Annotated in this window: 6 protein-coding genes; 4 read left to right on the forward strand and 2 right to left on the reverse strand. The window is 49.1% G+C overall.

The features are described from left to right. Positions 1 to 16: 16 nt before the first annotated feature. Both H6F94_RS04850 and H6F94_RS04855 read left to right on the forward strand, forming a co-directional pair. Positions 17 to 4,765 (forward strand): nSTAND1 domain-containing NTPase, encoded by a 4,749-nt coding sequence (locus tag H6F94_RS04850; RefSeq protein WP_190801109.1) that lies wholly within the window; start codon positions 17 to 19, stop codon positions 4,763 to 4,765. Between the two features lie 464 nt (positions 4,766 to 5,229). Beyond that, a complete protein-coding gene (locus H6F94_RS04855) occupies positions 5,230 to 6,591 on the forward strand; it encodes a hypothetical protein (protein WP_190801110.1) in 1,362 nt (453 codons plus the stop codon). A gap of 30 nt (positions 6,592 to 6,621) precedes the next feature. On the opposite strand, the gene H6F94_RS04860 is transcribed toward H6F94_RS04855, so the two are convergent. Then, a complete protein-coding gene (locus tag H6F94_RS04860; RefSeq protein WP_190801111.1) occupies positions 6,622 to 8,310 on the reverse strand; it encodes a glycosyltransferase family 39 protein in 1,689 nt (562 codons plus the stop codon). Between the two features lie 153 nt (positions 8,311 to 8,463). After that, positions 8,464 to 10,458, reverse strand: coding sequence for a transketolase (gene tkt / locus H6F94_RS04865; RefSeq protein ID WP_190801112.1), 1,995 nt, complete (start codon positions 10,456 to 10,458; stop codon positions 8,464 to 8,466). A 245-nt stretch (positions 10,459 to 10,703) separates the two neighbouring features. Between tkt and H6F94_RS04870 the strand changes: the two genes are divergently transcribed. Together H6F94_RS04870 and H6F94_RS04875 are read left to right on the forward strand one after the other, a co-directional pair. Then, entirely contained in the window at positions 10,704 to 11,621 is a 918-nt protein-coding gene (locus tag H6F94_RS04870; protein WP_190801113.1) for an NAD(+) kinase, read from the forward strand. A 200-nt stretch (positions 11,622 to 11,821) separates the two neighbouring features. Further along, positions 11,822 to 12,685 carry a tetratricopeptide repeat protein gene (locus tag H6F94_RS04875; protein WP_190801114.1) on the forward strand — a complete coding sequence of 288 codons (864 nt, stop codon included), beginning with the start codon at positions 11,822 to 11,824 and terminating at the stop codon, positions 12,683 to 12,685. Positions 12,686 to 12,696: the final 11 nt, after the last annotated feature.

Below are 12,696 nucleotides of genomic sequence, written 5' to 3' on the forward strand. Positions count from 1 at the left end.
GTGAGAGGCTCCAAGAATGGCAAACTCTAAAGGACGTGAGACAAAGGCTACTGCTAAAGAAATTGCCCAACGTAACGAGCAAGCCCTAGCAACTTTAGCCCGGACAATTAGTAGGCTTTGGGGGCGACGTTTTTCGTTGATTCTGGTCCGATGTAATTATGCTTGTCTACGGTCGCAACTAATACAGCAGTTGCAGACTATACTGCCTGCTCCTATTCCTGAATTTGTAGTGCCAGATTCAGCGAAGACTCTATACACCAGTCTTAAAGCTAAATTCGATCAGAGCCAGCCTCCAGCTTTGATGGTTTCTGGTCTGGAGTCAGTGAGAGCTCTAGATGATTTACTGACTTCAACTAATTTAGTTCGAGAGGAGTTTCGTACCAATTTTAAATTTCCTCTTGTGCTTTGGGTAGATGATCAGGTGCTGAGCAAGCTGGCAAGACTAGCGACCGATTTCAACAATTGGGGAGGGGTACCTCTGCGCTTTGAATGGGAGCCAGAAGAGTTGATTCACTCTTTGAAACAGAGAGTAGATGAGCTGTTTGTAACAGTCCTAAATCAATCGTTAGGGGGGATTGTAGACGATTTAATCCTGAGACTTGGAAAGGGCAATGACCATCGTTGGGAACTGGAGCTAGCTCTAGCTGACTTGAAGAGCTATGGGCTGACGCCAGAACCAAGTTTGGAGGCCAGTCTGGAATTTTTTCTAGGGCGAGATGATCATGCCAAGGACCAAGTAGACTCAGCTCTGGATCATTATCAGAATAGCCTAAGCTTTTGGCAGCAGAGTAACGATCTAGAACGTCAGGGCTGTTTGCTACTCCATTTAGGCTTATGCTGGCGTTTGAGGGCAATTCAGAGGCAGTCTAAAACTGACCGGGATCTCCAATGTGCTAGGGATTACCTGCAAGACTGCCTGGAGAAATTTCAACAAGTCCAACGGCTAGATTTAGTGGCACGATTCATTCCAGCTCTTGGAGAAGTGCTGCAAAAACTTAACCAATGGGATGACTTAGAAATACTCGCTCACAAGGCTCTAGCCCTACATCGAACTTATTCTGATCCATTGAGACTTGCCTTCGATTATGGGCTTCTGTCAGCGGTGGCTTTGGATCGGAAAGACTGGTATAAAGCTAAGCAAAACGCGGAAATTGCACTTGATACTTTGGCAAGTACTAAGTGCAGTGTTGCACCTAAGACGCAGGAGCCCAGCTTGAACTGGGTGAAGCATTATCATCGAGGACTTTACTTGCTGCTGCTGGCACAGGCGCAAAAGCATCTGGGTCAGGTCCAGGAGGCAAGGCAGAACCTAGAAGTGGCTAGAGCTGAGAGCGACCTCCAGTATGACCCTCAGTATTATTTGCAAATCCTGGACGAATTGCGACAACTTTACTTTGCTCAGAAACATTACCTAGAAGCCTTCGAGATCAAGAGGGAGCAGCGCTCGATTGAGCAGCAGTATGGTTTGCAAGCATTTGTAGGAGCGGGGCGTCTTCAGCCCCAACGACAGGCCCGTTCGTTGTTGAATCAGGTTAAAGGTCAAGAGATAGCACCTAAGGAAATCTCAGCTCTTGGCCGACAGCAGGACGTAGACCGCCTGATTGAGCGAATTAGCCGAGACGACTGCAAGTTAACAGTTATTCATGGCCCATCGGGAGTAGGTAAAAGCTCTGTAATCGAGGCTGGATTGATTCCTGCGTTGGAGCAGAGAGAAGTGAGTATTGCTGCTGCCTCACCAGTTCTGCTTCGAGCCTATACTGATTGGGTTAGAGCATTAGCCAAGGCCTTGGGGGAGACCCTCCAATATAAAGGCGTTACTCTCGACTTGGTTCCTGAGTCAACTATTCAGATTCTGGAGCAACTGCGTAAAAACGAGAGCCGAAAATTGTTAATAGTTCTGATTTTCGATCAGTTTGAGGAGTTCTTTTTTATTAATCAGGATCAGGAGGCAAGGCAAACTTTTTTTGAGTTTCTAGGTGATTGTCTAAATTTGCTTTACGTAAAAGTGGTTCTGTGTCTACGGGAAGATTATCTACATCACCTACTAGAATTTGAACGCTTTACTGAGCTGGGAATTATCAATAACGATGTGCTGAGCCGGAGCAATCGCTACTACCTGGGCAACTTCACACCTGTTGATGCAGAGCAGGTCATAAAAAGCCTTACAGAGCGAGCAGGATTTCGACTAGAGCCTGTACTTATTCAAACGCTTGTGACAGATCTCGCTAAAGAGTTAGGAGAGGTACGGCCAATCGAGTTGCAATTAGTGGGAGTGCAGCTCCAAGTTAAGGACATCACCACGCTGGCTCGGTACCAAGAGTGTGGCTCGAAAGAGGAATTGGTCAAGAGCTATTTAGCAGGAGTAATTGAGGATTGTGGGCCTGAGAATCAACAGGCAGCTGAGCTAGTTCTGTATTTGCTGACGAATGAACGAGGAACCCGACCTCTTAAAACACGGGCTGAGTTAGAAGCAGACCTACCACCAGTTGCTGAGCAATTAGATCTCATCCTGAAAATTTTAGTAAAATCGGGCTTAGTATTTCAGGTGCCTGGCCTTTCTGATGACTGTTATCAGTTAGCTCATGATTATCTGGTGTCTTTGATTTGTCAACGACAAGAGGCAGGACTTCTATATGAACTATCAGCAATAAAAGAGAAACAGCAGTTCACTGAGGAACAGCTCAATCACACATTGAAACAGTTAGAGCAGTCCTTGTATCAAGAGCAGAGACAACGAAAGCGAGCAGAAGCTGCCGAGCTTGAAGTGTTGTGTTCACTAGCTCAGGCTCTACTATTATCTCATGATCAGCTTGGGGCATTGCTATCTAGTATAAAGGCCTATAAGCAACTCAAGGAGACGGACGTACATTCCATCATTCGAGCAAAGGTGTTGGATGTACTACAACAAGTGGTCAATGAAATCCAAGAGAGAAATCGTCTAGAGGCGCATACTAACTGGATTAATAATGTAAAATTCAGCCCCACCGGTCAGATCGTTGCCTCTGCTAGTGGTGATAAGACTATCAAACTCTGGGGCCTTGATGGCACTTTAATACGCACCCTTCAAGGACATGATGCCGGTGTTTTTAGCGTAAGTTTCAGCCCGGATGGCCTAACTATTGCTTCTGCTAGTTTAGATAAGACTATCAAACTCTGGGGCCTTGATGGCACTTTAATACGCACCCTTCAAGGACATGATGCCGGTGTTTTTAGCGTAAGTTTCAGCCCGGATGGCCTAACTATTGCTTCTGCTAGTTTAGATAAGACTATCAAACTCTGGAGTCTTGATGGCACTTTAATACGCACCCTCCAAGGACATACAGATGGAGTCAGTTGGGCTGTTTTTAGTCCAGATGGCAAGACTATCGCCTCCGCTAGTGCTGATACAACTGTGAGACTTTGGAGCCTTGATGGTACTTTGCTGCGTACTATTCCAGCCCACGAACTTGAGCTTATGGCTGTCTGTTTCAGTCCGGATGGTCGAACTATTGTCTCTGCCAGCTCGGACAAAACTATCAAGATCTGGAGCCTTGATGGCGCTCTACTACGTACTATTCAGGGGCATAATGCTGGAATCTGGGGCGTGAGTTTTAGTCCAGATGGTCAAACCATTGCTTCTGCTAGTTTTGACAAAACCATCAAGATCTGGAGCCTCGATGGCACTCTCTTACACACCCTTCAAGGACATACAGATGGAGTCAGTTGGGCTGTTTTTAGTCCAGATGGCAAGACTATCGCCTCCGCTAGCGGCGATAAAACCATTAAACTCTGGAGCCTAAATGTTGATTTTCTTAAAACCCTTCAAGGGCACAGCGCTGGAGTTTGGAGTGTAGGTTTTAGCAATGATGGTCAGGTACTTGCCTCATCTAGTTTTGATAAGACCGTGAAGCTCTGGAGCTTTAATGGCGTCTCACTCGCTACTTTAAGAGGGCACGGTGGTTGGATCAACAGTGTCAGTTTTAGCCCAGACAGTAAAACTATTGCCTCCGCTAGTATAGATCAGACTATTCGGCTCTGGAGCCGGGACGGTATTTTATTGAACACCCTACGAGGGCACAGTGATTGGGTCAGTAGCGTGAGTTTTAGTCCGGATGGTCAAACTATTGCTTCTGCTAGTTTAGATAAAACTATAAAGCTCTGGAACTGCGATGGTGTTTTATCGCAGACTCTTTATGGTCATGAAGATAGAGTTAGGTATGTTAGTTTTAGTCCAGACAGTAAGGCCATTGTTTCATGTGGTGATGATAAAACCATTAAGCTCTGGAATCACGACGGTTCTCTGTTACTTACACTTCAAGGTCACGATGATTGGGTGAATAGTGTGAGTTTTAGCCCGGATGGACAAACTATCGCTTCAGCTAGTGAGGATAAGACTATAAGGCTATGGAGCTGTGATGGAATTCTGTTGTATAAACTTCAAGGCCACACTGCTAGGGTCTCAAGTGTCGCTTTCAGCCCAGATGGTAAAATCATTGCTTCTGCCAGCAGTGACAAAACCGTCAAACTGTGGGGATGTGATGGCAAATTACTTCAAACATTTAAAGGACACAGCTCCGGAGTTACCAGTGTCACCTTTAGCCCGGACGGTAGAACATTAGCTTCAGCTAGTAGTGATTCCACAATAATTTTATGGAACTTAGGCTCTTGGAACTCAGACATTGATGCTCTATGGTGCCGAGGTTGTAGTTGGTTACGCGATTACTTGAGAACGAATCCCAACGTCACCCTTGAGGATTGCCAACTCTGCGAGAGTATTGGAACCTAGTATCACTCTAAGTGGCTGTAAAAAATTGCTAAGCAGCACTCAAAAAACCTTTGGTCGAACCTAAAACTTTCAAGCAGAACTCTAAGTAGCATAGATTTTCATCTCTACCTGTCAGTTCTTCGGCCACGCAAAACCTTCCGTGTTGTGATGTGTTGGGAGCAGTGCAATTGAGTCATAGTCCATACTAAATCAAGTTGAACCGTAGCGGTGCCAGGTTCTATTTGCAATTGATCTTTAACTAGATGAGTGTTGCTGGACACATGGCGGTTGGACATTGAGCAGGAAGAAATATATCACTATCACGGCTAGCCTGCAATCCTATTCTCACAACCCAAAAAACTAGCTGCTCCGGAGCTACAAACTTCATGGGTACAGCCAAATCTTGACCTAAGCTTTATTCAAATAATTCTGCCAATCTCTATTATCTATTAGAACAATGTGAGTTGAGAGTTGGAAAGAATTTCATGAAGCTACTTCATGTCAAAAAAGTAATTGTTGCTGACAAAGTCAGGCTGGCTGGCACCGTAAAGCTAGAATCTTCTGAACAAGAAATAGAACTTTATTTCGAATATCCTGAAAGATTTGCAAACTTCGTAAATGAAAGCGCTGATGCTTTTGTTCCTGCTTTGCTGCTACCAGCAATGAGCAAGGGTGAAAATCTAGAAATTGCAGGGTCAATCTCCGAGAAACTCTTTCGGAATTTAGAAATCATACAAAACATATTTCATCAGTGGTATCCCTCCCACCTCAAGAAAGTTCTAGTTCATGCCGAGTCACTCACGAAACTAGAAAAGAACTCTAGTCAGAAAGTGGGCTCATTTTTCTCCCTAGGCGTAGACTCTTTCTACACTTTGCTAAAGCATGTAAATGCTAAAAATAATTCTGGCCCTGCTCTTTCTCATTTAATCTATATGAAAGGTCTAGAGCGACCTTTGCATGTATATAAGCATGGCCAAGAGCAGGAGGTGATTTCAAGAGTCACGGATGTCGCTAATCAAACAGGAACAGATTGTATTGTCGGTGAGACCAATATCCGTGATCATTTTCGGCTATCTTGGGGGCCTCATTATCATGGTGCCGGTTTAGCTTCAGTTGCCCTTTCCTTGTCCGCCGGTTTGGAGTCAGTTCTAATTCCATCAACGGATTTCTATAAGAATATTTTCCCTTGGGGCACTAGTCCGTTGCTTGACCATCTGTGGTCAACCGAAAAAACGAACGTCGTGCATGACGGTTCAGAGGCACAAAGGTCTGAGAAAATTATCTACTCCTTGGCCAAAGCGCCTCTAGCTATGAAACATCTAAGGGTGTGTACCAACAACGCAGGCGGGATGAATAATTGCGGCACCTGTCCGAAATGTGTGAGAACGATGCTGCCTTTAGTGATTTCTGGAGATTTAGACAAAGCAACAACCTTTCCAGACAGGCTGCCTAGTAACTGGACAAGAATTGTGCAAATCAACGAGGCCCATGATCTGCCTCATGCCGAAGTGTTTTTGCAGCTCGCCAAAGACTTCAATGCTGACAAAAAGCTCATCAAGGCCCTTGAAGACAAGATAGAAAACGGCAGAGCCGCCCTATTCTGCAAAGGCAGAAATTTTGCTGCAATACAAGCTTCAGTATTTCATTTCTATCTGATCAAACAAACCATCGATCTGATCAAGCATCCCCTCAAAAATACTTTGAAACGTATGTCAGTATTGGAGGCAGGACAGCGGTCACGCCTACGCCAGTCTTTAAGAGCGATGCTCAGCCTCGGTAAACGCGGGCCAAGTCGTCAACTTGAAGAACCTGCCATGCCTTCAGAGCCCACAACCAGAGAAGCTTGATCGCCTCATTGGGTCATTGTTTGCCAGACGCTATCCTCGCTCCCTTACCAATTTCCAGAGTGGTCGGTCAGGCATATTAAAACCAGGTTTTAGATCAGTGGCGTGCTCGTAGATAAGCTCTGATCTAAAGCCTTGTGCTGCTTCGAGCCTCTGTCGTAACTCCTCAGAAGGCTTGAAGAGGAATATCTCATTGAAGCCAGCAGGAATTTGAGGAGCTTCGTTGGGCTCAAACAGCAATTGAAACTGTACGTCCGGCTTAAGCAAATGGGCAAGAGGCATCATATAGTTTCCGAGGGTGCCTGCTTTGGCTGTCGCTCGAAAAATTACAAGGGGGCGATCAACCTTGTTAATAATGCGACTGATTGAGTAGGTGTCATAGTTGTGAATTTTGGTCCACCAGGTCTCTGCTGGAGAACTCACTGCACAAGACAAAACGCCAACCGAGAATAGAACAACCAGGCCGATCTGCCACGACTTCTGCTGCCACCTCTTGCCAGAACTGAGCTTGATTTGCGTAGCAATGCAGTAGGCAACAGCCAACTCGATGCCTAGCAGGCAAGGAATGAAATACCGAGTCATGCCCGAGCGCTGTCCCCCTGAAACCAAATCTGGCAGGATTAAAGCTAACGCTGTAACTCCTATTAGGGCCAAAATAAATAACCAGGCTCGTTTGGGCGCTCCGCGGCAGAGAAAGTAGATTGAATAGCTAACTAAAATTACGATTGGAACAATCAAATAAAGCAGAGGATCACGAAAGTTTAGAAGATAGCGACAATGGCGGCTATCTACAGGGAAACACCAGCCCCGATCCCAGTCGAAGAAGATACGGCTAAGGCTAAGCATCCAAGATTTAACCATCGCCTCTAGACTGGCTGGTGTATAGGCCCAAGATGTCATTCCCTTGATGCTAGAGCGGTTGGAGAAAGCCACCAAAACCCAGGGAAGAAATGCTAAGGCTCCCACCAATGATGCAAGAATATAAGCGGTCACCGTTTTAGTTAAACGAAAACCTTCTAGAGCCAATACATAGATCCCGTGGCTCAAGCTAACCAGTACTGAAAAGAGAAACGAATAAAGCCCTAAGGCCATCGCTATTGCATACATTCCCCAGCTGAGTTTAGTTTGAAGTCGTATTGCTCGTAGTAAGGCAACACTAGACAGTAAAGTTGTGACTGTCCACAAACTGTAGGGGCGAGCTTCCTGAGCGTATAGTACATGGAAAGGCGAAATGGCTAACAGGCCCACAGCTACCCATGCCACTGCTGGGGAGTCAAACAATTCTCGACACAGCCAATAAATGCAGGGAAAAGCCAGTAAGCTAATCAGCGCTGACAGGCTTCTGGTTGCCGTTACGGAATTGCCAAACCACTGTGTCCACAGCCGAATCAGCACGAAATAAAGTGGTGTATGCTGAGGTTCTTCAATTGCTAGTCCTCTCAGCGTATCAACCATTCCTTTTTCAGGATTAAGACGTTGATACTTCAATAAATCTTCGGTGCTAACCTCGCGCTTGTCGCGTAATTCTTGGATAACTTCTGGTTCCGTATAACCAGCAATTCTTAAGGAGGTAAAGTTCTCGTCAATCCAGTAAACTTTCCGATCGAGATGCACAAATCGGAAGAAGATACCCAAGATTAACAAGATAATGACTAGCAGTTGCAGTTGCTTTGATACAGGTTTCGATACAGGCTGCCTACTCTTGGTCGATAGATCTAGCATGACTATCACTGGCTATACGGTATCGAGCATCCTTCGGATACCCATCATTACTACCAGAAACCTTCTGGAATGACTGCTAGATCACAAAACGAAATATGAGCGCAGCAAAAAGCCCCCAGGTGGGGGCTTCGAATTTTGCCTTGAGACTAGAACCTAGCCAAGCACTTTCTTAGCAGTGGCAACCACGTTATCAACGGTGAAGCCGAACTTCTCCATGCAGATAGAGCCGGGAGCCGAAGCGCCGAAGGTGTCGATGCTGACGTTTGCCCCTTCATCACCTGTGTACTTGGCCCAACCGAAGCTAGAGGCCGCTTCCACCGAAACCCGCTTCTTGACGTTGGGAGGTAGCACCGAGTCACGGTACTCCTTGGGTTGATCTTCAAACAGTTCCCATGAGGGCAGTGAAACCACACGGACTTTCTTGCCTTCGCCCTTGAGTGCTTCGGCAGCCTTAACGGTGATCTCCAGCTCAGAGCCAGTCGCGATCAGAATCAGCTCGGGATTGGCCTCGTCCACCACGATGTAGCCACCCTTGAGGGTGTTTTCCACCGAGGTTCCTGCAATGTTGGCTACCTTTTGACGGGTGAGAGCCAAGAGAGTCGGGCGCTTAGGATTGGTCAGAGCCACGTGGTAGGCTCCGACGACTTCATTAGCGTCGGCAGGACGAAGCACTACCAGGTTCGGAATCGCCCGCAGTGAAGCGATGTGCTCGATCGGTTGGTGCGTCGGACCATCTTCACCCTGACCAATCGAGTCATGGGTCATGATGTAGAGCACGCGGACCTGAGACAGAGCCGACAGGCGGATTGCCGCCCGCATGTAATCGCTGAACACCAGGAAGGTAGCACCGTAAGGAATCGTGCCGCCATGCAGCGCCATGCCATTGAGCACCGCGCCCATACCGTGCTCGCGCACACCGTAGCGGAAGTTGCGACCGTCGTAGCTGCCAGGCTGGAAGTCCTCAATGCCCTTGAGGTAGGTCATGTTGGAGTGGGCCAAGTCTGCCGAGCCGCCTAACAGTTCAGGCACCGCGGGAGCCAAAGCGTTGAGGCAGAAGCCAGAGAGGTTACGCGTAGCATCCGCCTTCTCAGTCACCGGCTTGAGGGCTTCTTCCCAACCTGAGGGCAGCTCACCTGCTAGAACGCGCTTGTACTCAGCAGCTAGTTCTGGATATTCAGCCGCATAAGCGTCAAACCGCTTTTGCCACTCAGCTTCTGCATTGGCGCCACGCTCGACTGCTTTGCCGAAGTAGTTCTTGACATCTTCAGGCACATAAAAAGTGGGCTCTTCGGGCCAGCCCAGATTTTGCTTGGCAGCGGGCACTTCGGTCTTGCCCAGAGGCGAACCGTGGATCCCAGACGTACCAGCTTTGTTAGGGGCACCGTAACCAATCGTGGTCGTAACAATGACCAACGAGGGCTTATCAGTGATCGACTTGGCTTCGTCGATTGCCTTCTGGATGCCCGCTAGATCTTCGTTGCCATCTGCAACCCGACTCACATGCCAACCGTAGGCTTCGTAGCGCTTGCCTACATCTTCGGTGAAGGCCAGATCGGTGCTGCCATCGATTGAAATATGGTTGTCGTCGTAGAGCATGATCAGCTTGCCGAGCTTTAAGTGCCCAGCCAGCGAAGCTGCTTCCGACGCCACACCTTCCATGTTGCAGCCATCGCCCAGGATGACATAGGTGTAGTGATCGACAATGCTATGGCCAGGCTTGTTGAAGCGGGCCGCGAGATGAGCTTCCGCAATGGCAAGGCCCACGCCATTGCCCACACCTTGGCCCAAGGGACCTGTGGTGACTTCGACCCCAAGCGTTTCAAAGTTTTCTGGGTGACCGGGTGTCTTGGACTTCCACTGCCGGAATTGCTTGAGGTCGTCCAGGCTTAGGTCGTAGCCTGCCAAGTGCAGCAGCGCATACTGAAGCATCGAACCGTGGCCTGCCGATAAGACAAAGCGGTCGCGGTCAGACCATTTTGGATTGTGAGGGTTGAACTTTAGGAACTTATCCCAGAGGACAAAGGCCATGGGTGCAGCACCCATCGGCAATCCCGGGTGACCGGAGTTTGCTTTCTCTACTGCATCGACAGCTAAGAACCGAATGGTATTGATGCAAAGCTGTTCAAGGGATTGGGTTGCTACAGCCATAGTTCCTTAGGGTTATTCGGGTGAGCGAGCTTTATCCGTTGCGGAGAGGTCAGGATCTGGGGCCGCAAGGCACGCATTTTCAGTGTAGTACCGAGCGTTACCCCCGAGTCGGTGCTCATCAAGATTTTTGACTAGGCAGTTTCTTCGCTACTCAGTTTGGGCTTCCTATCGCTTCTGCCCGCTCGGACCTTAATCAATGTTATGTTTCTCAATACCCTGATCTTCCCTCCTATAGGGTTTGCAATGTGCCGAAGGCAGGCATCATCTACAACGACTCCAAGCCGAGCGCCGAGCGCGCCACGCAGGAGCTAATCACCTGGCTCTCAGATTTGGGCTGGGAGGTTCGGACGACCACTGGGTGGGGTGGCATCTTGGGCTACGCTCGACCGGAGAGCCCAGTTTGCCACACGCCGATCGAAAGCCTTGTGCCCCCAGGCTTCGATGACGGCTTAGCCTTCGCGATCGCGCTAGGTGGCGACGGTACTGTGCTGTCCGCCTTCCGCCAGGTCGCTCCCTGCAAGCTGCCGGTGCTGGCGATCAACACTGGCCACATGGGTTTCTTGACCGAAACCTATCTACCGCACTTGCAGGAGGCGATCAAAGAAGTCCTCGAAAACCGTTACATCGTCGAGCAACGCACGATGATGTCAGTGCGTCTGTACCGCGATGACACACTGCTCTGGGAGGCACTGTCGCTCAATGAGATGGTGCTGCACCGGGAGCCGTTGACCAGTATGTGCCACTTTGAGGTGGCAATTGGCTCCCATGCCCCGGTTGATATTGCTGCTGATGGCGTCATTATCTCGACACCCACCGGCTCTACGGCCTATGCACTCTCGGCAGGGGGGCCTGTGATCACTCCGGGTATTCCGGTCATGCAGTTAGTGCCCATCTGTCCACACTCGCTGGCCTCGCGTTCGTTGGTCTTTGCCAATACCGAGACGGTGAAGATTTACCCGGCTAACCGACATCGGCTAGTTATGGTAGTTGATGGTAACGGTGGCTGTTATGTGCTGCCGAATGACCGGATTGAGATTGCGCAGTCTCCTTATCCTGCCTGCTTTATCCGACTCCAAAAACCTGAGTTCTTCCGAGTACTTCGCGAGAAATTGGGCTGGGGTTTGCCCCACATCTCGAAGCCGACCTCGGTAGAACTGCCCTGAGGCTGCCTCCACTGGCTCATAGATTGGTTCGCAGACTGGCCCGTGGACTGGCTCACAGACTGGTCCACAGGGCACTGCTGTAACAAAGACAACAGGGTTGCACCGAATATCTCTTGCCAGTTTTGCCGGATCTGGATGGGCGGATGCTGTGGATCAGCATAGAACTTTCCCCTGAGCTGGGGTTTAGGAGAACTTAATCTATGCACCGCTGGATGGTCCGGCTGGGCTTCCCCTTGGCGATTCTAGTGGGTCTGGAACTCTCCGTCGGCGCCGTGCCTCAGGCCGCTTCGCCTGCTGCTGACTTGGTAGATCAGGCTGTGGTCCAACTGCAACAGGGGCAACCCGTTCAGGCTGAGGCACTGCTCAATCAGGCGATTCGTCAACTGGGGCAGCAGGGGGACCCTCAGCTAGAGGCAGCGGCACAATTTCTTCTAGGACGGACTTACCTGGAGATGGAGCGCTATCAAGAAGCGCTCACCGTTCACCAGCAGGCGTTAAACCTTGCCGCCAATCTGAACAACCCCCTGCTACGCGGTGCCATCCTTACCAGTACTGCGCAGACTTATGCCCTGTTAGGACAGTATGCTCAAGCGATCAATACATATCAGCAAGCGCTTCAGCTCGCCCGCCAGTTAAAAGACCGGGCCTGGGAAGGAACGCTGCTAAACAACCTGGGCTTCATCTACAAAGAAACTAATCAGCTCAATGAAGCCTTGCGCTATTTTCAGCAAGGTCTGGCGATTGGGCGGGCCTTGGGCGATCTCGATCAGGTCGGCACCTGCCTCAATTGCATTGGCCTTGCCTACATGGGTCTGGGAAATTACACCGAAGCCCTGGATTATTACCAGCAGGCCCTAGCACAGGCGCGCAGCCGCAATAATTTGACTGACCAGGTTGGCATCTTGTCTAACATTGGTGCAACTCAACGCGCTTTGAACAACCTGCCCGCAGCTCTGACTGCCTTTGCCCAGGCGTTGCGTTTGGCTGAGCAGCTTGGCGACTCGGAACAGGCACAAGTTCTGCGCAATGAAATCATTTTGCTGCGGAGGGATCTCCCTGGGTGAGCTGTCTTTGT

This window comes from Leptolyngbya sp. FACHB-261, from assembly GCF_014696065.1.
Lineage (GTDB): Bacteria > Cyanobacteriota > Cyanobacteriia > FACHB-261 > FACHB-261 > FACHB-261.

Excerpts from the sequence above, each read along its gene's own strand:
- H6F94_RS04850 (WP_190801109.1), top strand. The coding sequence starts at position 17 with ATGGCAAACTCTAAAGGACGTGAGACAAAGGCTACTGCTAAAGAAATT.
- H6F94_RS04855 (WP_190801110.1), top strand. The coding sequence starts at position 5,230 with ATGAAGCTACTTCATGTCAAAAAAGTAATTGTTGCTGACAAAGTCAGG.
- H6F94_RS04860 (WP_190801111.1), bottom strand. The coding sequence starts at position 8,310 with ATGCTAGATCTATCGACCAAGAGTAGGCAGCCTGTATCGAAACCTGTA.
- tkt (WP_190801112.1), bottom strand. The coding sequence starts at position 10,458 with ATGGCTGTAGCAACCCAATCCCTTGAACAGCTTTGCATCAATACCATT.
- H6F94_RS04875 (WP_190801114.1), top strand. The coding sequence starts at position 11,822 with ATGCACCGCTGGATGGTCCGGCTGGGCTTCCCCTTGGCGATTCTAGTG.